We start from the raw sequence: 21,718 nt of genomic DNA on the forward strand, positions 1-21,718 counted from the left end.
CGGTTCGCCCCGGTCTTCACAGGCGGTCCGCGCCCACCCGACCGGGCAGGTGAAGGTTCGTACATCTGAAGAGTCATTCAGCTATCCTTGGCGTGGATGGGGCACCGGACCGGGCATAGCGATGTCACACGGTTGCTCGGCGACGACGGCTTCGCGCAGGTCGCGGCGGACTCGATCCAGGCGCTCTCGGCGCCGAGCCGGCTGCGGATCCTCGCCCGGCTGCACGCCGGGTCGGCATCGGTGAACGAGATCGCGCTCGCGGCCGGGATGGAGGGCTCGGCGGTCTCGCACCAGCTGCGGCTGCTGCGTCACCTCGGGCTCGTGACCGGCCGGCGGGTGGGGCGCCAGGTGGTCTACGAGCTCTACGACGATCACGTCGCCGAGCTGCTCGAGCAGGTCGTCGGGCACGTGGAGCACGTGCGGCTCGGCCAGGCGGGGCGGGCGGCGTGAGCGCGCATACCCACGGCCACGGCCACGCCGCGCACGGCCATTCGCACGGTCTCGTCGACGACTCGATCAAGCGCTCGCGGGAGGGCGTGCGGGCGGTGTTCCTCGCGCTTGTGGTGCTCGCGCTCGCGGCCGCGCTGCAGCTCGCGGTCTTCGCCGCCTCCGGCAGCATCGCGCTGCTCGCGGACCTGATCCACAACGTGGGCGACGCCGCGACCGCGATCCCCCTCGGCATCGCCTTCGCCCTGCGCAGCGCCCGCGCCGAGCGCTGGGCCGGCCTCGCCGTCGTGCTCGCGATCTTCGTCAGCGCGTGCGTCGCCGGCTTCGAGGCGATCGACCGCTTGATCACGCCGGTCGAGGTCGACCACCTGGGCGCCTTGGCCGCCGCGGGGGTGATCGGCTTCGCCGGCAACTGGCTCGCCGCGCTGATCCGCTCCCGCGCGGGTCGCCGGCTCGACAGCCCCGCCCTGGTCGCCGACGGCGCGCACGCCCGCGCGGACGCCTACGTCTCCCTCGCCGTCGTCGCCTCGGCGGCCGTGGTCGCGGCCGGCGTGCCGATCGCGGACCCGCTGATCGGCCTCGCGATCACGCTCGTGATCCTGCGCATCACCTGGCAGTCGTGGAAGACCGTCAGGGGCTCTGCGTGAAGATCGCGGTGAACGTGCCTTGGGCGGTGAGCAGCGAGAGCTGCGAGCCCTCGACGCGGTAGCTCTTGGTCGCTGTCAGCGCGGCGAGGAAGGCCTGTTCCTGCTCCATCACGCCGTCCGGAGTGGCGCACAGCTTGCGGGTGGCGGCGGGCTTCGCGATCGTGATGGTCCCGCCGCTGAGCTGGTAGGTCGTCGTGTACGTGTTGCAGCCCGCCGAGCCGGTGAGCTTCCCGTCGCGGGTGAACGTCGCGGTCAGCTCGGTGCCGGGCTCCGGCGACTTGACCGCGTCGCCGTTGAGGATCGACGTCGCGACCCAGTCCCCGACCGGGCTCGGGACCCGGAAGCGCAGGAGCTCCTTGCCATCGTCGCCCAGCAACACGAGCTCGCCGTCGTCGATCCGCCATGACCGCACGTCCTTCAGCGCCGCCAGGAACGCCTGCTCGACCTCGGCGGCCGCGCCGGTGCAGGCCATCTGCGTCGCGGCGACCTCCCCGATGTCGAGCGTGTCCCCGTCGACGGTGGCGGACGCGGAGAAGCGGTTGCACCCCGTCGACCCCGACACCTGCCCGTGCGCGAACGTGATGCTCGGGGCGACCTTCTCCCAGCCGGGGACGTCGATCCCGGAGACGAGCGTCCACGGCGTCCCGGGGATCGTCGCCGTGGAGGCTTCGCCCTGGTTGTCGTCGCCGCATCCCGCGATCGCGAACAGGGCGAGCAGGATCGCGCAGGCGAGCGCCGGTCTCACAACAGCCACAGCGCCGCTCCGATCACGACGGTCCCGACGACCTGGGCGAGCCAGAAGGACGTGTGCCTGGTCTTGTGGCGCAGGATCAGCATCCCCGCCCACCCGCCGAGCGCGCCGCCGATCAGCGAGATGACCAGGAGCGCCGTCTCGGGTACGCGGCGCCCGCCGCGCTTCGCCTGCAGCTTGTCGTAGCCGTAGACCAGGAAGGTGACGACCCCCATGCCGACCACGTAGGCGATGATCGCCGCGACATCGGTTGCGACGACGAGCGCCGCGGCGAGGGCGATGCCGGCGACCAGGGCGCCGGCGATGGCTCTCCTCGTGAGCGTGCGCTTGCTCGGCATGAGCGCTCCAGTCTGACGATGCGACCATTTCCGCGTGGCCTTCGTCCCAGACGACTTCCAACGCCACGCGGCCTCGATGAGGCGTGGCCGTTCGAGCGCGTCGCCTCCGCCCGGCCGGCGTAGCGAAGGGATGTCGAGCAGGGGTGCCCCTCGGCAGTCCCGCGTGACGAAACCCGCGAGGGTCACCCCACGCGGGCGATGACCGCAGCGGGCGCTCAGGGCGCCGCGTCGATCAGCCAGCGGCCGTCGACCTTGCGCAGCCGGGTGACGGAGCCGCTGCTGTAGCGGGCGCGCGCGGTGTCACCGTCGACGTCGATGCCGGTCAGCCGCTCCTTGGACGGGATGAACGTGATGGCGACGATCGGCTCGTTATCCGTGGGATCTGGCGTCCAGGCCTCGGCGCACGTCTTCGCGTCCGGGCGGAGCGAGGTCTTGAGGAACTCGCGCCGACCGGCGGCGGTGCGCCCGGCGCACACCGCGTCCCAATCCTTGTTCGCGTACGCGCGGCCCTCGTCCGCGATCGTCGCGCGGATCTGCTTTTCATCATTGCCGCCGCAGCCGGCGAGCAACAGAAGCAGTGCGATAGGCGTTCGTGCGTTCAGTACGCGGACTGTAGACGGGCTCGCGCGGTGGCGCCGCCGGAGCGGGCCGTGAGCGTCACGACGCCGCGCTCTTGGCCCAATCGTCGCGGGGGACGGAGCACGACGTCGCGTTTGCCGGCGCGGGCGAACCGGATCGTGCGGGCGTAGTCGCGCTTGCCACGGCGCAGCAGCAGACGCACGGTGCCCCGGTGCGAGGAGCGGACCGTGACGCGGAGGTTGGCGAGCGACTGGACGCGGGCGTTGACCTCCAGCGAGAGCGGCGGGCGGGGGCCCCGGACGTCGGGTCCGGCGGTCTCGTCGCCGCCGGCGAGGTCGCGGCCTTCGGCGGAGACGGAGAAGTACGCGTCGCCGGGGCCGAGGTCGGGGACGACGAGGCGGACGGTCCGTCGCTCGCCGGCCGCGAGGGGCGCCAGGAGGCAGGACTGCAGGCGCGGGTCGTCGTTCCCGCCGCGGAGCCCGTAGTAGGGGGCCTGCTCGCCCACGCACGCGGGGCTCCAGGTGCCCAGGCCCGGGCTCGGGAAGAACGAGGCGTCGACCTTCGGACGGTCGGCGGTGCGCGGGCCGGCGTTCTCGACCGTGACGTCGAACGCACGGCGCCAGCCGGGCAGGCGCCGCGTGGTCGCCGAGGCGCGCAGGTTCGTGCGGTCCTCCGTCTCGTCGCCCGCGCCGTCGCCGTCGACGTCCGGCTCGGTGATCGGGTCGATCGTGAGCTCGCGGCCGCGGAGGACCTGGCTCGCGGTGCGGCGGTCGGGGATCGCACCGCCGAGCGGCGGCTGGTAGACGTCGACCGACTGGTCGTTGCAGATGTCGCTCTCGCCCTCTTCGGGCGAGCAGCGGATCTGGGCCGTGATGGCATGGCCGCCCGTCTCCTGCTCGATGCCATACGTCACGCTGCGGTAGTCGGCGAACACGTGCGGCGCGGGGAAGGTGTAGGCGCCGGGCTCGGCCGGGAGCAGCACGGGCTGGCCGACGTGCACCATCCGCGGCCCTTGCTCGCCGAACGGCGGATTCTCGAAGACCAGCAGGCGGATCGTGCCCGCGCGCCCGCCGGGCTGGACCGTGACGCGGTACCCGGTCAGCAGCTCGGGATGGTCGCCCTCGAGCGTCATCGCCCCGTGCCAGTCGCTGTAGAGCGTCGCCGGGCCGTCGGGCGTGAACGAGTCGGGCCCCTGCGCGGCGAACGCGAGCACGGCGAGCGGTGCGATCAGGAGACGGCGCACGATCAGTCCCTCCCCGGCAGGTAGACGCCCAACTCCGCGCTGCCCTCGCCGCCGGCGCCGATCCGCCCGTGCGGGATGCGCGCATCCATGACGAGGTTCCCGAAGCCCTCGCGGCGGAACTGCGCCAGCGCCGCCCGCGTCACCCGCATCTTCACGACGCGGCTCTTGCCGACCCTGATCGCGAAGCGCCCACTCGCGGCGGCCTTGCCGTCGCCCTCGAAGATGCGCGCGATCGCGGTGCCGCGGCAGACGCCGTGGGGCGCGGCCACACACGCCACCGGAACGGTGATCGTGCGGCCGCGCAGCCGCGTGCTGGCGATGTACGCGTAGGCGATCTCGGTGGTCGGGCATGGGTCGGTCGACGGCGTCGGGGCGGACGAGACGGGGATCGCGGCGACGCGGGCGCACCCGTTCGCGATCCACGCATACCCAGAGGCGTCGCCCGCGGCGTCCACGAACACGTTGGTCGGCGGGCCGAGCGCGGTGAGTTGCCCGCCACCCACCGGCAGCGCGACGGCGCGGCCGGTCTTGTCGATCCCGGTGAGCGTCTCACCCGCCAGATGCACGCGCCGGAGCCCCTTCGTCTGAGGCACGAGGCGAGCCGCAGCGCCCGGCCCGGCGACCATGACGCCCGCCTGCGTCGCCACCGCCAGGCGACCATCCGGCGCCAGGCTCAGGTCCGCGCCGCGCTCGCGGTCGGCCAACGGGACCGTGACCAGTTCCGCGCCCGTCGCGAGATCGAGCACCGCCACGCGGTTCGGGCCGGCCATGGCCGCGGCCGCCAAGCCGCCCGAGATCTCGATCGGCGCCGCCGACGCCCGCGCCCACGGGATCGGCGTCAGGCCCGAGATCGAGTCGAGCAGGAAGGCGCGGATCGGCCCGTCCGGCTCCGGCCGTGCCTCGACGATCAGGGCGCGATCGCCGTCGACGTCGACGAGCGCGGGCTCCCACCCCTCACGGACCGGCAACGTCCGCGCGACTCCGATCGGCCCTCGCGGCGGCCCGCTGTACACGCGCCACTCGACCGTGTGGTCACGCGCGTCCTCGATCTCCGCGATCAACGCCACTCGCGAAGCGGATCCCGCGAGTCGCCACTGCTCGTCCTCGAAGACGTGGTTCATCCGGGGGACCGTCAGCACGGTCTGCGGCGTACCCCCGCCGCGCGGGACCGCCACGAGCCGGCTCTGCCCGTTCCACGGCTGCTCGAGGACGACCGCATCCGGTCCCGCGAGCGTGACCGCGGTGAGCTCCGGACCGTCGTAGACACCGACCGTCGCGGCACCCGCCGGAGCGGCCGCGAGCGCCCACAGGACCACGGCGGCTGCCACCACTCGGCACATGCTCACCGCATACCCTGCGCCTGGGCATTCGATGCGTCCAGGCAATAGGATCGCGGCGATGCGGCTTGCGGTCTCTCGGGCGCCCGGTGCGGAGCGCGCGGTCTCCCCGCTGGAGCTGTTCTTCGACCTGGTCTACGTCTTCGCGATCGGGGAGCTGTCGCACCATCTGATCGAGCACGTCGACCTGCGGACGGGTGCCGAGACGCTCGTGCTGGCGCTCGCGGTCGTCTACGCGTGGTACATGATCGCGTGGGGCGCGAACTGGCTGGACCCGGACCGGCTGCCGGTGCGGCTGCTGCTCGTCGGACTGATGTTCGCGAGTCTGCTGATGTCGGTGGCGATCGCCGACGCGTTCGACGAGCGGGCCTGGCTGTTCGTCACCGGCTTCCTGTTGATCCAGATCGGGCGCTGCGTGTTCCTGATCGTCGCCCAGCGCGGGCGGCCGCTCGGAGAGCACTTCGTCAACGACCTCGTCTGGGAGCTGGCGGCGGGCGTGCTGTGGGTGGCGGGAGCGTTCGCCGACCATGACTCGCGGCTCATCCTCTGGGGCCTGGCGGTGGCGGTCGGCTACGCCGGGGTGACGACGCTGCACTGGCTTCCCAGGCGCGGGAAGCGCATCGACCTCCGGCACGCGGAGATCGCCAGCGAGCATCTGATCGAGCGGTTCCGGCTGTTCTTCATCATCGCTCTGGGCGAGACGGTGCTCACGATGGGCACCGCGTTCACCGACGAGCCGTTCGCGCTGGATCGCCTGCTCGCGCTCGCGTTCGGCTTCACGGCAACGGTCGCGCTCTGGTGGAACTACTTCGAGCGGGCCGAGGGGATCGCCGTCGAGGCGACCGAGACCCCGGAGGACGCCGGCGCCGTCGGCTGGTGGGGCACGCTGACGCTGACCCTGATCGTGCTGGCGTTGATCGCGATCGCGGTCGGCGACGCGCTCGCGATCGCCGAGCCGGCCGATGACACGACGCTCGGCTTCACGGCGCTGACGTTCGGCGGGCCGGCGCTGTTCCTGATCGCCCAGGCCGTCTTCATCCGCGCCACGCTCGGGCACGTCCCGCGCTCGCGGCTGCTGGCGCTGGCCGCGCTCGCGATCCTCGCGGTCGCCACCGCGCCGTTCTCGCTGCTCATCGGCATCGCGGCTTCGAGCGCTGTGCTGGTCGCCGTGGCGATCCCGGCGACGGTCGGCTAGATGGCGCAGATCACGCTCGCGGCGTGGGCGCTGCTCGAGGTCGGCGTTCGCGTGTGGGAGGTCGTCCGCGGCAAGGGCCGGCGGGCGCACGACCGCGGGACGCGCGTCCTGGTCGCGCTCTCGCTCGGCGCGGCGATCGGGGTCGTGTTCGCCACGCGCTCGGCGCAACCGGCGCGGACCGCGGGCGTCGTCGTGATGTGGCTGGGTCTCGCGCTGCGCGTCTGGGCGATCGCCGCGCTCGGCACCAGGTTCCGCACCACCGTCGAGGTCGACGCCGACCAGACGGTGATCACGACCGGTCCCTACCGGTGGATCCGCCACCCGTCGTACGCCGGGCTGCTGCTGATCGTGGGCGGCTTGGGCCTCGCCCTCGGCACCTGGCTGTCGTTCGCCGCCGCCGTGCTGATCCCACTGCCGGCGCTCGTGTGGCGGATGCGCGTCGAGGAAGCCGAGCTCAACCGCGTGCTCGGCGACGCCTACGCCACCTACCAGGCCGGCACGGCGCGGTTGATCCCGCGGGTGTGGTGATTCTCAGCGGTCCGGTGGATAATGCGTCGGTGACCCGCCGTGGCGGGTCGCGCGAACAGGAAGCGTGATGACCGAGATAGCTGGAAGGCGCATGACGGCCGACATCGACGGCGACTTCGTCGTCTTCCTGATCGGCGCGCGGTTCAACAGCAAGCTGCAGATCGCCCGCGGGCTCCTCGACCTCGGCGGCCGGCGCGGCATGAAGCACATGCTCGACTACCTCGTCGAGCGGCCCGAGAAGGGCCTGCTCGCCTACGAGATGGGCATCCCCACGATCGTTCAATACTGGCGTTCGTTCGAGCACCTCGAGGCGTTCGCCAGGGACAAGGACGATCCCCACCTCGACGTCTGGCGCCAGTACTGGCGGCGGGTCGGGCACAGCTCGCGGACCGGGATCTGGCACGAGACGTACCTGGTCAAAGCCGGCAACTACGAAGCCGTCTACGGGAACATGCCGCCGCACGGCCTGGGCAAGGCGGGACGCCTGGTTCCGGTCTCGGAGTCCTCGGCGGCGCGGGAGCGGCTCAAGGCGCTGCACGCCTGATCGGCTCGGCGAGCGCGGCGCGGTCGGGAGCCGGCTCGAAGGGGTCGGCGAAGTACTGCGTCTCGTGGGTCACGCGGCCGTCGGTGAACTCCATGACGCTGACCGAGAAGGTCGGCACGCCGTCGTAGGTGATGACGCACTCGCTCAGCCAGAGGTCGCCGCTGCCGACGATCCGGCGGACGGCGAAATGCCGTTCGGCCGGATGCCCGCCGCGCTGCGCCTGGATCTTCTCGCGACCGCGGAATCGCTCGCCCGACTGCGGGTAGTCGAGGACCGCGTCCGCGGCGTAGATCGCGTGTTCGGCCTCGATGTCTCCGCGCTCGGAGGCGTCCCAATGCGCCTGGATGCGGCTCCGGATGTCCATCAGGCGAAACCTACCCGCTGAAGACCTCGAGCCGATGACACTCGGTGGCGCTCGGGGCCTCCCAGCGGTCGAGCATCCGGTCGATCGCCGCCCACGGGACGGGGTGGCGGCGGTCGCGGTTGCGGGCGCTGAGGACGTCCGGCGGCGTCTCCACCGCGACGATCGTGACGTGGGCGTTGTAGTCGGTCAGCAGGGAGATGGTCTGGGCGCGGATCTGGGCGGTGAGGTTGGTCGCGTTCCAGATGAACGGCTCGCCGGCGCGCAGGTGGCCGCGGGCGCGCTCGCGGGCCTCCTGGATGATCTGGCCCTGGGCGACCTTGTCGGAGCGCTTGGCGCCGCGGCGGCGGCGGAGGTCGTCGAGTGAGATCGTCGGGCGGCCGTTGTGGTGGGCCGCGACCCAGTGGTCCTTGCCCGCTCCCGGCAGGCCGGACAGCACGACGACGCGCGAGCGGGTGTCGTCGTGGGCCGCGTAGGCGGGGTCGCGGTCGCGGCGGGTGAAGTAGGTGAACCGCGCGTGGTCGTTCGCGAACGGGTACGCGCGGTCGAGGCAGCCGAGGTCATTGGCCAGCTCGGCGAACAGGTCGACGTTGACGGTCAGCGCGTCGATGTCAGGCGCGATCCGGCCGAGCGCGTCGGCGCGGGTCAGCAGGTGTTGGCGGCGCGCGCCCGCCTCGAGCGAGATCTCGATCGTGCGGCGGACGGCGTGCTCGGAGTCGATCAGGTGATACGGCGCCATGTGATGGCGGACCAGCCCGCAGATGCGCTCGCGCGCGAACGGGTGCACGCCCGCCTCCCACAGCACGCGGCGGGCGATGATCGCTCCGCGGCGGGCGTGCCCGGGCGCGGTCCAGCGGCCGTTCTCCCAGCGCGTCGTCGCGTGCTTGCCGACGTCGTGCAGGAGTGTCGCCAGCCAGAGCTCGCTGCGGTCCTCGGGCTCCAGCGCGCGCCATGCCGGCGAGCCGACGAGCTCCTCGGCGACCAGTTGGGTGTGACGCAGGACGTCGCCCTCGCCGTGGAACTCGGGGTCCTGCGGCGTGTCCGCCAACGCGCGCAGCCAGTCGAGGTCGAACGCGCGCAGATCGAACGCGGCGCCCGGCTCAGGTGCCGGCGGCAAGGCCATTCGCGCTCACCTCGCCGTGCATCCAATGCCGGTCGGTCTTCACATGGTCCTTGCGCACGAGCTTGCCGACCGCCCGCTGGTGATCGGTGAACGCGTCCGCCCAGCGGACCACGACGCCTTCGCGCTCCGGCCCGAACGCCGACGCTCCGCCGAGCAAGGCGACCACGCGCGCGTGATCGAACACGCCGCGGTACAAGACCGGCACGAGATCGACACCGAGCCGCGAACTCCACGCGACGGTGTCATCCCAGCTCAGGCAGACGTCGTCCTCGGAGTAGACCGCGAACAGCTGGAAGTAGCTCGGCAGCGCGTCGTAGGCGATCGAGTGACGCCCGAACGTGTTCTCCCCGCAGATCCGCCAGCCGTCCGGCAGCGCGTGCGCGACCCGCCCCGCCAGCGCCCGCACCCACGTGCGCGTCGGGTGGTAGCCGGAGGAGATCGAACGCGCGTGGCAGTACCCGTCGGCGTAGATCGTCGTGTTCTCGCCGTCGAGCTTCTCGGTCACCACGACCTCGCGACCCGCGAAGCTCGAGTAGTCGGCGAAGGCGTGATAGCCGTCGGCGCCGCGGTTCGGGCTGTCCGGGAGATGCCACGTGCGGGGGTACTTGACGCGCTCGACGGGCCTCATTGACCGCCCGCCATTGTAGGTTCGGGTCCGGTGACGGTGGATCTCGACACGCGGCTGTTGCGCGCGTTCGTCGCGGTCGCGGAGGAGCTGAGCTTCACCCGCGCCGCGGAACGCCTCTTCCTCGCGCAGCAGGCACTCTCGTCGCAGATCCAGCAGTTGGAGGCGCGGGTCGGGGTGAAGCTGTTCGAGCGCACGACGCGCAGGGTCGAGCTGACCGAGGCGGGGGAGCGGCTGCTGCCGCACGCCCGCGCGGCGCTGGCCGCGCTCGACGCCGCGACCAAGGAGCTCGACGCGCTCCGCCGCCAGGAGCGTGCGACGTTGCGGGTCGGGATGTCCGGCACGGCGATGGTCCCGCTCGTGGGCGAGACGATCCGGCGCTTCACCGAGGACCATCCGGAGGTGGTGCTGGCGGTCTCCAACACGGCGCTCAACCAGCCGTCGGCGGGGCTCAAGGAGGGCGCCGCCGACGTCGCGTTCGTCCGCCCGCCGTTCCTCGACGAGGGCATCTCGATGGTGACCGTGCAGACCGAGCCGCGGTACATCGCCGTGCCCAGCGACCACCCGCTGGCGGGGCGTGACCACGTGCGCCCGGAGGATGTCGTCAACGAGCCGTGGATCTGGGTCGAGGGCGCCGACCCGCGTGCCCGCGCGTTCTGGTCGCTGGAGGAGTTCCGCGGCGGCAAGCCGCTGCGCGCCGGGACGCGGATCACGTCGATCGAGGAGGCGTTCGGCGCGGTCGCGGCGGGCGTGGCGATCACGTGCCAGGGCGAGTCGGCGGTCAAGGCGATCGGCGCCGGCTGGCCGCAGCTGCGCTTCCTCCCGCTCAAGGGCGTCCCGCCGGCCCAGATCGCGATCGCCTGGCGCACCTCCGCGGACTCCGAGCTCGTGCAGGCGATGATCCGCACCGCGATCGAGGTCGGGGCTCACAACCGCGAGCCGTGAGCGCGGCGCGAATCGTTGTTTCCCAACGGCGTGTCACCGCCGCACGATCTGCGGCATGACGACGATCGATCCCTACCTCACCCACCAAGGCGACGCCTGGTGGTACGGCAACAGCCTGTTCGAGTTCCTGATCCCGAGCGACGCCACCGGCGGCCGGATCGCCGTGTTCCGCTCGACGATGCCCCAGGGCTTCAGCCCGCCGCGCCACATCCACACCCGCGAGGACGAGGTCTTCCTGATCGAGGACGGCGACGTCACCTTCGACATCGAGGGCCGCCACCTGCTCGCCGGGCCGGGTACCAGCGTCTTCATGCCGCGCGGCGTGGTGCACACGTTCCGTGTCCAGAGCGAGACCGCGACGATCCTCGGCGTGATGACGCCCGGCGAGTTCGACGGCCTCTTCCGCGACCTCGGCGTCCAGGCGGAGCGGCGCGAGCTCCCCGAGCCCGGCGTCGTGCCGTTCGACGTCCCGCGCGTGATGGCCGAGCAGCGCCGCCGCGGCACGGAGGTCGTGGGGCCGCCGATGGGTTAGCTTCCATGGGGCCGACCGTCGAGGAGCGAGAAATGACCGCTGCATTGACCAGTTGGAGGGACGGCCCCGCCAAGCGGAGCATCATCGATTTCGTGACGTCCGCGACACGGGATGGGCCGACGTTCATCCCGGAGGCGGACCGGATCGCCACGTTCGACAACGACGGCACGTTGTGGGTCGAGCAGCCGGCGCCGCCGCAGCTGGACTTCGTGTTCCGCAAGTGGGCGGCGGAGATCGAGGCCGATCCCTCACTCGCCGCTCAGCAGCCGTACAAGGCGCTGATCGAGAAGGACGAGGCGTTCTTCGAGGGGGTCGCGACGCAGGATCCGGACACCGTGGCGACGCTGCTCGAGGGGTTCACCCGCTCGTGGGCCGGTACGACGCCCGACGAGTTCGACGCGCAGGTGCACGAGTGGGTGAGGACCGTCAAACAGCCCAAGCTCGGCGTCCCCTACGTCGAACTGGTCTACCAGCCGATGCTCGAGCTGTTCGCGTACCTGCAGGACCACGAGTTCCGGGTGTTCGTGTGCTCCGGCGGAGGCCGCGACTTCATGCGCGCGTTCGCGGAGACGACCTGGGGCATCCGCAAGGAGAACGTCATCGGCTCCGCCGCCGGTTACACGTACGCCGACGGAAGGATCGTCCGCTCGGACCAGCTGGTGGGCGGCCTGGACCTGGGGCCGGGCAAGCCCGAGCACATCTTCGCCCAGACCGGCCGGCTGCCCGTGTTCGCCGGTGGCAACGCCGACGTCGACATCGAGATGCTCGCCTGCGCCAAGTTCGCACTGCTCGTCAACCACGACGACGCGGAGCGCGAGTTCGCCTACACCAAGGCCGCCGAGAAGTCCCTGGCCACGGCCGAGCAGCAGGGCTGGACCGTCGTGAGCATGAAGAACGACTGGGTCACCGTGTTCGACCACGACGGCGCGGCATGACCGACCTGACCGCCATCGACATCCTCGTCGACCCCGACGACGACACGATCCGGCACGCGCGACAGTGGAACGCGCGGATGCGCGAAAGCGTGCCGACCGGGTTCGCGCTCGACGCCACCCACCAGCCGCACATCACGACGCTCCAGCGGTTCGTGCGCACCGAGGACCTCGACGAGGTCTACACGGTCGTCGAGCAGACGCTGGCCGCGACCGACGTCGCGGCGCTCTCCTACCGGGCCGTCGCGATCGGACACGGCGACTGGGGCGTGCCCGGCCAGGGACTCGCGGTGATCGTCATCGAGCCCAGCCCGCAGGTGCTCGACCTCCAGGCCGCGCTGCTGGCCGCGGTGGCCCCCTTCACCGACTCGGGAGGCACCGCCGCGGCGTTCGTGCGCGATCCTGGAGAAGAGATCAGTCAGAGCACGATCGACTGGGTCGACGGGTACGTCCCGAGCCAGTTCGGTGCGGGCAACTACGTCGCCCACATCACCGTCGGGTTCGCGACCCTCGAGGACCTCGAGCGCATCGAGGCCGAACCGTTCGACGCCTTCCCCGTCCACCCGGCCGGCCTCGCGATCTACCACCTCGGCAACAGCGGCTCGGCTCGCGGGCAGCTCAAGGAGTGGCCGCTGACCGAGTGACGCCCGGGGACGACGTCGTCACGCGGGTGTGCGGGCGTGGCGTCGGCGCATGCGACCGGCCGTGCCCGCGAGGATGCCGAGCGCGAGCAGGCTGCCGCCGATGCCGATCGCCGCCCAGGCGACGTCGGGCTCGGAGCTCGTTTGCAGTGGCGTGGCGGGCTGTGCCGCCGCGGCGTCGATCGCGTCGGGTGAGCGCAGGTCCTGGTGAGGCTCCGCGGCGTCGATGGCGTCGGGCGACCGGCGGTCCTGGTGGTGGTGGTGCGACACGGCGGCGGCAGGGGTCTGCTCGATCGGTCGCGCGGAGGCGGCCGGGGCGGTGAGCGCGGTCGCGACGAGCGCGATGGTGGCGATGCGTGTGACGTTCATGCGGCCACGATCGAGCGACGCGGCTGCAGCGCGCCTGCAGTTCGGCAGCAGTCGGGAGTAGGGTCGCACGGGAGCGATGCAGTTCGGGATCCTGGGCCCACTTGAAGTGCGCGCCGACGGCCGTGCGGTGATGCTCGGTGGCGCCAAGCCGCGCGCGGTGCTGGCGGTGCTCGCGCTGCACGCGAACCAGTCGGTCAGCGCGGAGCGCCTGGCCGTGGCGCTGTGGGGCGAGGACGTGCCCCCGAGCGCGGTCAAGACCGTTCAGGTCTACGTCGCCCGCCTGCGGAAGGCACTCGGCGACCCGGACCGTCTCGTCACCACGCCCGCGGGCTACTCCCTGCGCGTGGGTCCCGGTGAGCTGGACGCCGAGCGGTTCGAGCGCCTGCTCGGCGACGGCCGGCGAGCACTCAAGGCGGGACGCGGCGACGACGCGGCCGCGGAGCTTCGCCAGGCGCTCGACCTGTGGCGGGGTCCGCCGCTGGCGGAGCTCGCCTCGGCGCCGTTCGCGCCGGCCGAGATCACGCGGCTGGAGGAGCAGCACCTCGCCGCCGTCGAGCTCCGGGTCGACGCCGACCTCGCCGCCGGACGCCACGCGGAGCTGGTCGGCGAGCTCCAACAGCTCACGGCCCGGCAGCCATGGCGCGAGCGCCTCCACGCGCAGCTGATGCTCGCGCTCTACCGCAGCGGCCGCCAAGCCGACGCGCTGGAGGCCTACCGGCACGCCCGCGAGGTCCTCGTCGAGCAACTCGGGATCGAGCCAGGAGCTGAGCTCCACGAGCTGCACGAGGCGATCCTCGCGCACGATCCCGCGATCGCCGCGGCCGCCAGGTCGGACGAACGGGGCGACGGCAGCCTCCCCGCGCCTCCGAATCAGCTGATCGGGCGCCGCCGCGAGCTCGCCGACATCGGCGAGCGGCTGCGGTCGAGCTCTGGGCGGATGCTGACGCTCACGGGGCCGGGCGGGGTCGGCAAGACGCGCCTCGCGCTCGAGGCTGCCCGCGCCGTGGCGGCGGACTTCGCCGACGGTGCGCGACTCGTCCAGCTCGCGGCCGTGTCCGAACCGGAGGCCGTGCCGGCGGCGATCGTCAGAGCGCTGGGCATCGTCGTGCTCGCCGGCGAGTCTCCCGGTCAGGCCGCCGAACGCTTCCTCGCCGCCAAGCATCTGCTCCTCGTCGCCGACAACTTCGAGCATGTGCTCGCCGCCGCGCCGTGCATCGGCGACCTGCTCGGCGCGTGTCCGTCGCTGACCGTGCTCGCCACCAGCCGCGAGCCGCTCGCGCTGCAGGCCGAGGAGCGCTACCCCGTCGCGCCGCTCGAGTTGCGGCACGAGGCCGTGGCGCTGTTCGCCGAGCGCGCGCGAGCGCACGATCCGGAGTTCGCGCTCGGCGACGGAAACGCCGCGCCCGTGGCGGAGATCTGCCGGCGCGTGGACGGACTCCCGCTGGCGATCGAGCTGGCGGCCGCCCGCTGCGGGCTGCTGTCGCCGGGCGAGATCGCCGCGCGCCTGGACGCGGCGCTCGGGGCTCCGGGCGCCGCCGCGCGCGACGCGCCCGCCCGCCACCGGACACTTGGCGCGACGATCGACTGGAGCCACGCGTTGCTGAGCGCCGACGAGCAGCGTTGCTTCGCGCGCTTCGCGGTGTTCGCGGGCGGCGCGACCGTCGCAGCGGCCGAGACGATCACCGGCGGCGGACTGGACACGCTCGACGGCCTGGTCACCAAGAGCCTCCTCACACGCCGCCGCGACACGCCGACTCGCCTGGGGATGCTCGAGACGATCCGCGCCTATGCCGCCGAGCGCTTCGCCTCCGCCGCCGATGTCGACGCCGTCCGCGAGGCCCACTACCGCTATTGCCTGGGACTCGCCGAGCGCCACGGAACCGATCGCGCGCTTCGCGGGTCCGCCGCCCGCGAGCACGTCGCGACGATGGACGCCGACAACGAGAACCTCCACGCGGCCCTCGTCTGGGCGGTCGCGAAGCCGAGCGGCGAACCGGCGCTGGCGATGGTGGCGGCGCTCGGCGGTCACTGGATCACGCGCAACCGCTACGCCGACGTGGTCAACTGGGCTGACCAGGCCCTCGACCTACCGGCCGCCGATCCGGCACTGACCGCCCGCGTCCTGCGCACGAAGGGCCGCTGTCTCTGGATGGTGGGTCGCATGGCCGAGCAACCCGCGACCCTCGCCGCGGCGGAGGCCGCCGCGCGACTGGCCGGCGATCCGGTACTCCTCTCGCAGGTCCTCCAGAGCCGCGTCCATCACGAGACGGACTCCTCGCGACCGGAGATCGCGAACGCCTTCGCCGACGAGGCACTCAGCTGGGCCCGCTTGGCCGGCGACGACTGGGAGCTGGCCGAGGCGTCCCGGGCAAAGGCGATCGCCTCGCCCGACGTGGCCGAGTTGCGCCGGCGCGTCGACGCGGCCGCCGCGCTCCTCACCGCTGTCGGCAACGTCCAGGAGCTCGCGGGCCTGTTCAGCGGCGCTTCGTACTCCGCGCTCTGCCTCGGCAGCGACCGTGACGCGGCCGAGTACGCCGCGCGGGCGATCTCGACCGAGCGGGCGCTGGACGATCCATACGGACACATGATCGACTGCGGCAACCTCGGACTCGCGGCGCTGCTGACCGGCGAACCCGACACCGCTTCGCGCGCCTTTCGCGAGGAACTCGCCCTCTGCCGCGAGATGGTGATCCGTCCCGTGGTGTTCGAGGGCCTCCGCGGCCTGGCCGCCGTCGCCGTCGTCCACGGCGACGACGCGCGCGCCGCGACACTCGTCGGCGCCGCCGACGTCCATCGCTACGCCTGGCCCGAGGACCCGATCGAGGCCAGGCTCGACCGCGCGTTCTTCGACGGCGCCCGCACCCGCTGTGGAGCCGACGCCTGGAACGCCGCCACGCACCAGGGCGGCACGCTGAGCTTCGAGGACGCGATCGCCTACGCCCTCGGAGAGGTGCCCTGACGGTTCCGGGGCGGTGACGGGTAATTCCAGGGTCGGTTCCCGATTGCGCGGCGTCGCGGCGACCGGCGAAGGTGCCGCATGACCATGACGCTCGAGGAGCGTGAGACGTACGTCGCCGCGCGTCGGCTGGACGCGCACGAGCGCTTGATCAACGCCCAGGCGTTCATCGCGTCGGCCACGGTGCTCGCCGGGGAGCTCCGGGAGGCGGGTCGCGCCGAGGAGGCGTTGGCGCTGGCCGAGGAGAGCCTGACGATGTGTCGGCGGCGGTTCGCCCGCCGTCGTCGCTACTGGGACATGCTGCCCCGATGTCTCGAGGTCGTCGCCGAACACCGGCGCGCCCAGGGACAACGATCCGCCGCGCTGCAGGCGACCCAGGAGGCGGCGGCGATCCGGCGCAAGCGCGGGTTCTCCGGCCGTCACCGCGATCAAGCCTTCGCGGTCGGCAGCTGCCTGTGGGACCTGACGGACGACCTGCGGGCGGTCGGGCGGGCCGACGATGCGGTCGCGGCCGCCCGAGAGGCGATCCCGGCGTGGGCGTGCGGCGCCGTCGAGCTTCCGAACATGCGCGGCGCGGTCGGCGTCAGCTACGACAAGCTCTCGCGCGCCCTCGGCGACGCCGGGCAGTGGCCGGAAGCACTGGTCGCGAGCCGCGAGGCCGTCGCGATCCTCTCAGAGGAGCCGCCGACCGCGGACCTCGCCGACAGCCTGACGCAACTCGCGACCGTGCTGGCCACCCTCGGACAGGACGACGAAGCCCGCCGCGCTCGCGAGCAGGCGTCGGCGATCAGTCAGGACGAGCACTCGCCGAGCCCCTAGCTCCGCGTTGCGTACTCAGCGCCTGGTCTCGTACCTGGTCAGGAGCACGCCGTCGGGAAACGTCCGGGTCTCCACCAGCTTGAGTTTCACCCAGTTGTCCAGGGCGGTGAAGAACGGTGTGCCGCCGCCCACCAGGACCGGGTGGGTGACGATCGCGTACTCGTCGATCAGCCCCGCCCGCATGGCCGCCGCGGCGAGGGTGGCGCTGGCGACGTCCATGTCACCGCCGTCCTCGGCCTTGAGCCGGGTGATCTCGGCGACCGCGTCGCCCGTGACCAGGCGGGCGTTCCAGCCGACCGCATCGATCGTGGAGGAGAACACCACCTTGGGCATGTCCCGCCAGCGGCGGGCGTACTCGATGTGCGCCGGTGTGGCGCCGGGCTGCTGGTCGGCGGTCGGCCAGTGGGAGCTCATCCCCTCCCACAGCTTGCGCCCGTACAGCGCCAGGCCCGTCGCCCCGACCCGGTCGGACCACCACTGGAAGAGCTCGTCGCTCGGCAGGCTCCAGCCGAGGTCGTCGCCGGGCGCGGCGATGTAGCCGTCCAGGGTCACGTTCATGGCATAGGTCAGTTTCCGCATGGCGTCAGCCTCCCGGGAGTCGGTATCGGGCGTAGAGACGAACAGGGCGCCGGAAACTCATCGGTGAGGCCACACCGAGGGATTCAGGACCGCGTGCTTGCGGAAGTGGCGCGCGTGAGCAACTCGCGCAGTTGGGCGGCCTCGCGGTCGTCGAGATCGGCGAGCAGCTCTCGTTCGGCAGCGTCGCTGGCGTGCGTCGCCTGTTGGAGCGTGGCGTGGCCCGCGTCGGTGAGCAGGATGACGTTGCGGCGTCGGTCCTCGGTGTCCGGGCGGCGCGCGACCAGCTGCTTGCTCTCGAGCGAGTCGAGGAGGCCGACCATCGTCGTGCGGTCGATCCCCAGGCGCGCGGCCGCCTCCTGCTGGGACTCGGGCTCGCGGCCGTCGAGGAACAGGAGCACCGCCAGCTCACGGGCGCTGATGCCGGCCGGCCCGAGGTGCTGCTCATGCAGGGTCTCGAGGTCCACCAGGGCGCGCTTGAGCAGGTAGGTGAGCCGGCGGCTGAGCCCGGGCCCGAGGTCGTCCTCTCTGGCCATGCGGCAATTCTACTGCTAGGCTGATCGTCAGTAACACTGACGATCATGGACGGAGATGATCATGACCGCTGTTCTTCTCACCGGCGCGACCGGCCTCGTCGGCTCGCGTCTGCTCCCGCGCTTGGCTGAGGCCGGCTTCGACTGCCGCGCGCTCGTCCGGAGTGACGTCGCGCTCCCGGCCGGCGTGACCGGTGTGCGCGCCGATCTCGGTGACCCCGGTTCGCTCCGGGAAGCGGTCGAGGGCGTCGACGCCGTCGTCCACCTCGCGGCGCTGTTCCGGACCGGCGACGAGGACGCCATCTGGCGGGCCAACCGCGACGGCACCCGTCACCTGATCGACGCCGCCAAGACCTACGCGCCACAGGCCCGCTTCGTGATGGCCAGCACCGGCAACGTCTACGACGCCGATGCCCAGCGCCCGGGCCGCGAGGACGACACGGCCACCCCGACGGCCGCCTATCCCGCGAGCAAGCTGGCCGCCGAGGCGCTGCTGCGCGACAGCGGCCTGACCTGGGCGATCCTGCGCCTCCCGTTCGTCTATGGCGACGGCGACGGGCACATCGCGTCGATCCCCGCACTGGCCCCGCGCTTCGGCCTGCATCCCGCCCACACCTACTCCGTCGCGCACCACCGCGATGTCGCGATCGCCATCCGACTCGCGTTGACCGGGGCCATGGACGGCCGCATCGTCAACATCACCGACGACGCGCCCGTGACCGTCTACGAGCTGGCCCAGTACGCGGGCAACCCGCTCCAGGGCTCGGCAGACCCACTGACGAACCCCTGGTCAGGTCGCATGGACGGATCGCTCGCGCGAGAACTCGGCTTCGAGCCGACGGTGCCGACCATCCACGCGGCCGCCCGCGAGGGAATCCTCTAGCACTTGGTCGAGCCGGTTCACGGCCGACGTTGACCGGATCGATGGCGTCGCGTACGGTCGGTGGAGGTGGTCGTCGGCCGGGAAAACGAGCTCCACGCGCTCGATGGGCTGGTCGCGGACCTGGTCGCAGGGCGGGGCCGGACGCTGGTCGTGCGCGGCGAGCCGGGAGCTGGGAAGACAGCCTTGCTCGAGGCCGCGGTGGAGCGCTGTCCGCCGAGCGTGACGGTGCTGCGCGCGCGGGGGGTCGAGAGCGAGGTCGAGCTTGCGTTCGCGGCGCTCCGCGATCTGCTCGGGCCGGTCGCGGACGCGCGCGCGACGCTGCCGGCGCCTCAGGCCGCGGCGCTCGCGGGGGCGCTGGTCCTCGGGCCGCCGCAGCCGGGCGAGCGCTTTGCCGTGTGCGCGGCGACGCTCGGGCTGCTGCGTGCGGTCGCCGAGCGGGGGCCGGTCCTGGCGGTTGTCGATGACGCCCATTGGCTCGACGCTCCTTCGCTTGAGTGCGTGCGGTACGCGGCGCGGCGTTCGCAGGGCTCGGTGGCGTTCGTGCTCGCAACGCGGGACGCCGACGATGACGCCGCGATGCCCACGCTGTCGCTCGGCCCGCTCGCGCGCCCGGACGCGCTGGCGCTCCTGAAGCGCGTGGCGCCCGACCTCGCCGCGCCGACCGCCGCGGCGCTCGCCGACGCCGCGGCGGGCAGCCCGCTTGCGCTGGTCGAGCTGCCGGCAACGCTCACCGCCGGACAGCGGACCGGGCGGGCGCCGCTCGAGTTGCCACTCGCGCCCGGGGGGCGCCTGCAGGCCGCGTTCGGTGCGCGCCTTGCCGGCGTGTCCGCCGCGGCGCGTTCGGTGCTGCTCGTCGCGGCGCTCTACGAAGGCGACGATCTGACCACGATCGCGGCGGCGTCGGCGCGCGCGGGCACGGACTCGCGGCTGCTCGAGGCCGCCGAGGCGGCGGGTCTCGTGCGGCTCGATTCCGAGTGCCTTAGGTTCGTCCACCCGCTCGCGCGTGGCGCAGTGCGCGGCGCTGCGACGCCAGGCGAGTGCCGCGTGGTGCACCGGGCGCTTGCCGGTGCGCTCGACGGCGAGCGGCGAGCCTGGCACTTGGCGGCGGCCACGGTCGGCACGGACGAGGCAGTCGCGGCGGAGCTCGAACAGACGGCGGGTGCCGCCGCCGCGCGCCGCGGCTTCGCGTCGGCGGCTGCGGCGGCGGAGCGCGCCGCGCAGCTGTCGCCGGCCGGCGCGGCGCGTGCCCGACGGCTGCTGCTCGCGGGCGAGACGGCTGGTGCGGCGGGCATGCCCGAGCGGGCGGCGACATTGCTCGAGAAGGCGGCGCGGGCGGCCGTCGAGGAACCGATGCGGGCCCGCGCCCAGCATCGGCGCGGCCTGGTGATGTTGTGGAGTGGGGCGGTCGAGGAGGCGGTCGGACTGCTCGTGGCGGAGGCCGACCGGGTCTCCCAGTCTGCCCCTGAGCAGGGAGCCGCGATGCTGGCGGACGCCGCCGCCGCGTGTACCGCCGCCCGTGGCAATCGGCATGCGCTGGTCCTGGCCGAGCGTGCGGTCGCGCTGCTTCCTGGGGTCGCTGCGGAGACGCGGGCTCATGTGCTGGCGATCCACGGCTACGTGCTCGTTCTGCGGGGGCAGACGGCCCGCGCGCTGCCGGTGCTGGCCGAGGCCGCGCGGTTGGGTGCGGACGTGGACGAGCTCGAGCCGGCGGCGCAGTGGAAGCATCTCCTGCTGCGGATGCGCATCCCCGCCGATGAGCTCGAGGGCGCGCGGGCCGAGAGCCTGCGCCTGTGCGAGCGTGCGCGCGGGGCCGGGGCGCTGGCCGTGCTGGGCGGAGCGCTCGTCGTCGCTGCCGACGCTGCCTGGCGCCTTGGCGACTGGGAAGGCGCCGACGCCGCGGCCGTCGAGGCCATCCGCGTCGCCGAGGACACGGGGCACGGCGTCTGGCGCGGCCTTGCGCTCGGCGTGCGGGCGCGCCTCACCGCGGCACGCGGTGAGGAGCAGGAATGTCGGCGCACGGCGACGGAAGCGCTCGCGCTGGCATCGGCAAGCGGGATGATCTCGGGCCGCCGCTATGCGTACGGCGCGCTCGGCTTCCTCGAACTCGGCCTTGGCCACGTCAATGCCGCGATCGTTCAGCTGGAGGCCGTTGAACGCATCAGCGCGCAGCTCGGCGTCGAGGAACCCACGACGGTGCCGTGGGCACCGGATCTCGTCGAGGCCTACGCGCGCGCCGGGCGCGATGCCGACGCGCGGCGCGTATGCGCGACGCTCGCCGGCCAGGTGCGGTCCAGCGGTTCGGTATCTGCGGCTGCGGCGCTGGCCCGCTGCCGCGGGCTGCTGTCAGATGACTTCGATGCGGCGTTCGCGGAGGCGCTCGCGCTCGATGCTCGGTGCCCGCAGCCTTTCGAGCGTGCCCGCACACTGCTCTGCCTCGGGCAGCGCCAGCGGCGGGCGGCGCGGCGCGCGGAGGCTCGTGAGCGGCTGCGGGAAGCGCGCGACGCGTTCGCCCGGCTCGGCGCCGCGGCGTGGGAGGCGCAGGCGGCTCACGAGCTGCGCGCCGCGGGAGGCCGACGCCGCGGCGCCCGCGCCCAGACGCTGACGCCGCAGGAGCGGCGAGTCGTCGCCGCCGTGCAGCGAGGCGCTTCCAATCGCGAGATCGCCGCCGAGCTGTTTCTCGCCGAGAAGACGATCGAGTTCCACCTCCATCACGTGTACCGCAAGCTCGGCGTGCGCTCGCGCACGCAACTCGTCGCTCACATCACGCGCCAGGGATTCCCCTAGGCCTCAAGCTCGACGCGGAATGCGCACCCG

The 21,718-nt window shown here is 72.7% G+C and carries 24 protein-coding genes; 13 read left to right on the forward strand and 11 right to left on the reverse strand.

The window, feature by feature from the left end; genetic code table 11:
* Positions 1-96 precede the first annotated feature (96 nt).
* A complete protein-coding gene (locus tag G569_RS0113215; RefSeq protein ID WP_028063752.1) occupies positions 97-450 on the forward strand; it encodes an ArsR/SmtB family transcription factor in 354 nt (117 codons plus the stop codon).
* Complete coding sequence (locus G569_RS48080) at positions 447-1,094, forward strand: cation diffusion facilitator family transporter (protein ID WP_053226301.1); 648 nt, start codon at positions 447-449, stop codon at positions 1,092-1,094. Before G569_RS0113215 ends, G569_RS48080 begins: the two co-directional genes overlap by 4 nt.
* Here the strand turns inward: G569_RS48080 and G569_RS48085 are convergent.
* The 5 genes from G569_RS48085 to G569_RS0113245 form a co-directional block, all read right to left on the reverse strand.
* A complete protein-coding gene (locus tag G569_RS48085; protein WP_169542136.1) occupies positions 1,078-1,848 on the reverse strand; it encodes an META domain-containing protein in 771 nt (256 codons plus the stop codon). The genes G569_RS48080 and G569_RS48085 overlap by 17 nt on opposite strands.
* On the reverse strand, positions 1,836-2,183 hold the full coding sequence (locus G569_RS0113230; RefSeq protein WP_169542137.1) for a DUF1294 domain-containing protein: 348 nt from the start codon (positions 2,181-2,183) through the stop codon (positions 1,836-1,838). The genes G569_RS48085 and G569_RS0113230 overlap by 13 nt, the downstream gene beginning before the upstream one ends.
* 215 nt (positions 2,184-2,398) lie before the next feature.
* A complete protein-coding gene (locus tag G569_RS0113235) occupies positions 2,399-2,752 on the reverse strand; it encodes a hypothetical protein (RefSeq protein ID WP_028063754.1) in 354 nt (117 codons plus the stop codon).
* 29 nt (positions 2,753-2,781) lie between these two features.
* Positions 2,782-4,005, reverse strand: a complete 1,224-nt coding sequence (locus G569_RS0113240; protein ID WP_028063755.1) for a hypothetical protein — start codon at positions 4,003-4,005, stop codon at positions 2,782-2,784.
* A gap of 2 nt (positions 4,006-4,007) precedes the next feature.
* Positions 4,008-5,333, reverse strand: a complete 1,326-nt coding sequence (locus G569_RS0113245; protein ID WP_157592006.1) for a hypothetical protein — start codon at positions 5,331-5,333, stop codon at positions 4,008-4,010.
* A 70-nt stretch (positions 5,334-5,403) separates the two neighbouring features.
* Between G569_RS0113245 and G569_RS48090 the strand changes: the two genes are divergently transcribed.
* The 3 genes from G569_RS48090 to G569_RS0113260 all read left to right on the forward strand — a co-directional run bounded on the left by G569_RS48090 (position 5,404) and on the right by G569_RS0113260 (position 7,609).
* Positions 5,404-6,537: a low temperature requirement protein A gene (locus tag G569_RS48090; protein ID WP_053226303.1), complete on the forward strand. Its 1,134-nt coding sequence runs from the start codon at positions 5,404-5,406 to the stop codon at positions 6,535-6,537.
* Entirely contained in the window at positions 6,538-7,065 is a 528-nt protein-coding gene (locus tag G569_RS48095) for a methyltransferase family protein (RefSeq protein WP_053226304.1), read from the forward strand.
* A gap of 91 nt (positions 7,066-7,156) precedes the next feature.
* Positions 7,157-7,609 (forward strand): DUF4188 domain-containing protein, encoded by a 453-nt coding sequence (locus G569_RS0113260; RefSeq protein WP_211232978.1) that lies wholly within the window; start codon positions 7,157-7,159, stop codon positions 7,607-7,609.
* Here the strand turns inward: G569_RS0113260 and G569_RS0113265 are convergent.
* From G569_RS0113265 to G569_RS0113275, 3 genes are read right to left on the reverse strand one after another with little or no spacing between them, the layout of a single operon-like run.
* Positions 7,590-7,973, reverse strand: coding sequence for a nuclear transport factor 2 family protein (locus G569_RS0113265; protein WP_028063758.1), 384 nt, complete (start codon positions 7,971-7,973; stop codon positions 7,590-7,592). The genes G569_RS0113260 and G569_RS0113265 overlap by 20 nt on opposite strands.
* A 10-nt stretch (positions 7,974-7,983) precedes the next feature.
* Complete coding sequence (locus G569_RS0113270; protein ID WP_053226305.1) at positions 7,984-9,093, reverse strand: AAA family ATPase; 1,110 nt, start codon at positions 9,091-9,093, stop codon at positions 7,984-7,986.
* Positions 9,071-9,721 (reverse strand): RNA ligase family protein, encoded by a 651-nt coding sequence (locus tag G569_RS0113275; protein WP_028063760.1) that lies wholly within the window; start codon positions 9,719-9,721, stop codon positions 9,071-9,073. The genes G569_RS0113270 and G569_RS0113275 overlap by 23 nt, the downstream gene beginning before the upstream one ends.
* 30 nt (positions 9,722-9,751) lie before the next feature.
* On the opposite strand from G569_RS0113275, the gene G569_RS48100 reads away from it, so the two are divergent.
* The 4 genes from G569_RS48100 (at position 9,752) to G569_RS0113295 (ending at position 12,771) form a co-directional block, all read left to right on the forward strand.
* Positions 9,752-10,663 carry a LysR family transcriptional regulator gene (locus tag G569_RS48100; RefSeq protein ID WP_053226306.1) on the forward strand — a complete coding sequence of 304 codons (912 nt, stop codon included), beginning with the start codon at positions 9,752-9,754 and terminating at the stop codon, positions 10,661-10,663.
* 55 nt (positions 10,664-10,718) lie between these two features.
* Positions 10,719-11,195 (forward strand): quercetin 2,3-dioxygenase, encoded by a 477-nt coding sequence (locus tag G569_RS0113285; protein ID WP_028063761.1) that lies wholly within the window; start codon positions 10,719-10,721, stop codon positions 11,193-11,195.
* Between the two features lie 92 nt (positions 11,196-11,287).
* Positions 11,288-12,130, forward strand: coding sequence for an HAD family hydrolase (locus G569_RS0113290; RefSeq protein ID WP_211232979.1), 843 nt, complete (start codon positions 11,288-11,290; stop codon positions 12,128-12,130).
* Positions 12,127-12,771: a 2'-5' RNA ligase family protein gene (locus G569_RS0113295; RefSeq protein WP_028063763.1), complete on the forward strand. Its 645-nt coding sequence runs from the start codon at positions 12,127-12,129 to the stop codon at positions 12,769-12,771. Before G569_RS0113290 ends, G569_RS0113295 begins: the two co-directional genes overlap by 4 nt.
* A gap of 18 nt (positions 12,772-12,789) precedes the next feature.
* On the opposite strand, the gene G569_RS0113300 is transcribed toward G569_RS0113295, so the two are convergent.
* Positions 12,790-13,137, reverse strand: a complete 348-nt coding sequence (locus tag G569_RS0113300) for a hypothetical protein (protein ID WP_028063764.1) — start codon at positions 13,135-13,137, stop codon at positions 12,790-12,792.
* A 76-nt stretch (positions 13,138-13,213) separates the two neighbouring features.
* On the opposite strand from G569_RS0113300, the gene G569_RS48105 reads away from it, so the two are divergent.
* On the forward strand, positions 13,214-16,096 hold the full coding sequence (locus tag G569_RS48105; protein ID WP_053226307.1) for an AfsR/SARP family transcriptional regulator: 2,883 nt from the start codon (positions 13,214-13,216) through the stop codon (positions 16,094-16,096).
* Between the two features lie 78 nt (positions 16,097-16,174).
* Positions 16,175-16,912, forward strand: a complete 738-nt coding sequence (locus tag G569_RS0113310) for a tetratricopeptide repeat protein (protein ID WP_028063765.1) — start codon at positions 16,175-16,177, stop codon at positions 16,910-16,912.
* Between the two features lie 15 nt (positions 16,913-16,927).
* Here G569_RS0113310 and G569_RS0113315 read toward each other — a convergent pair whose 3' ends face one another.
* Complete coding sequence (locus tag G569_RS0113315; RefSeq protein WP_028063766.1) at positions 16,928-17,491, reverse strand: dihydrofolate reductase family protein; 564 nt, start codon at positions 17,489-17,491, stop codon at positions 16,928-16,930.
* An 83-nt stretch (positions 17,492-17,574) separates the two neighbouring features.
* Entirely contained in the window at positions 17,575-18,024 is a 450-nt protein-coding gene (locus G569_RS0113320) for a MarR family winged helix-turn-helix transcriptional regulator (RefSeq protein WP_028063767.1), read from the reverse strand.
* Positions 18,025-18,085: 61 nt separating this feature from the next.
* On the opposite strand from G569_RS0113320, the gene G569_RS0113325 reads away from it, so the two are divergent.
* Both G569_RS0113325 and G569_RS0113330 read left to right on the forward strand, forming a co-directional pair.
* A complete protein-coding gene (locus G569_RS0113325; protein WP_028063768.1) occupies positions 18,086-18,904 on the forward strand; it encodes an NAD-dependent epimerase/dehydratase family protein in 819 nt (272 codons plus the stop codon).
* Between the two features lie 60 nt (positions 18,905-18,964).
* On the forward strand, positions 18,965-21,688 hold the full coding sequence (locus G569_RS0113330) for an AAA family ATPase (RefSeq protein WP_028063769.1): 2,724 nt from the start codon (positions 18,965-18,967) through the stop codon (positions 21,686-21,688).
* Positions 21,689-21,718: the final 30 nt, after the last annotated feature.

It is taken from the genome of Solirubrobacter soli DSM 22325 (genome assembly GCF_000423665.1).
In the GTDB taxonomy this organism is placed as follows: Bacteria; Actinomycetota; Thermoleophilia; order Solirubrobacterales; family Solirubrobacteraceae; genus Solirubrobacter; species Solirubrobacter soli.

Excerpts from the sequence above, each read along its gene's own strand:
- G569_RS0113215 (WP_028063752.1), top strand. The coding sequence starts at position 97 with ATGGGGCACCGGACCGGGCATAGCGATGTCACACGGTTGCTCGGCGAC.
- G569_RS0113230 (WP_169542137.1), bottom strand. The coding sequence starts at position 2,183 with ATGCCGAGCAAGCGCACGCTCACGAGGAGAGCCATCGCCGGCGCCCTG.
- G569_RS48090 (WP_053226303.1), top strand. The coding sequence starts at position 5,404 with ATGCGGCTTGCGGTCTCTCGGGCGCCCGGTGCGGAGCGCGCGGTCTCC.
- G569_RS48095 (WP_053226304.1), top strand. The coding sequence starts at position 6,538 with ATGGCGCAGATCACGCTCGCGGCGTGGGCGCTGCTCGAGGTCGGCGTT.
- G569_RS0113260 (WP_211232978.1), top strand. The coding sequence starts at position 7,157 with ATGACGGCCGACATCGACGGCGACTTCGTCGTCTTCCTGATCGGCGCG.
- G569_RS0113265 (WP_028063758.1), bottom strand. The coding sequence starts at position 7,973 with ATGGACATCCGGAGCCGCATCCAGGCGCATTGGGACGCCTCCGAGCGC.
- G569_RS0113270 (WP_053226305.1), bottom strand. The coding sequence starts at position 9,093 with ATGGCCTTGCCGCCGGCACCTGAGCCGGGCGCCGCGTTCGATCTGCGC.
- G569_RS0113275 (WP_028063760.1), bottom strand. The coding sequence starts at position 9,721 with ATGAGGCCCGTCGAGCGCGTCAAGTACCCCCGCACGTGGCATCTCCCG.
- G569_RS0113285 (WP_028063761.1), top strand. The coding sequence starts at position 10,719 with ATGACGACGATCGATCCCTACCTCACCCACCAAGGCGACGCCTGGTGG.
- G569_RS0113295 (WP_028063763.1), top strand. The coding sequence starts at position 12,127 with ATGACCGACCTGACCGCCATCGACATCCTCGTCGACCCCGACGACGAC.
- G569_RS0113300 (WP_028063764.1), bottom strand. The coding sequence starts at position 13,137 with ATGAACGTCACACGCATCGCCACCATCGCGCTCGTCGCGACCGCGCTC.
- G569_RS48105 (WP_053226307.1), top strand. The coding sequence starts at position 13,214 with ATGCAGTTCGGGATCCTGGGCCCACTTGAAGTGCGCGCCGACGGCCGT.
- G569_RS0113310 (WP_028063765.1), top strand. The coding sequence starts at position 16,175 with ATGACCATGACGCTCGAGGAGCGTGAGACGTACGTCGCCGCGCGTCGG.
- G569_RS0113315 (WP_028063766.1), bottom strand. The coding sequence starts at position 17,491 with ATGCGGAAACTGACCTATGCCATGAACGTGACCCTGGACGGCTACATC.
- G569_RS0113320 (WP_028063767.1), bottom strand. The coding sequence starts at position 18,024 with ATGGCCAGAGAGGACGACCTCGGGCCCGGGCTCAGCCGCCGGCTCACC.
- G569_RS0113325 (WP_028063768.1), top strand. The coding sequence starts at position 18,086 with ATGACCGCTGTTCTTCTCACCGGCGCGACCGGCCTCGTCGGCTCGCGT.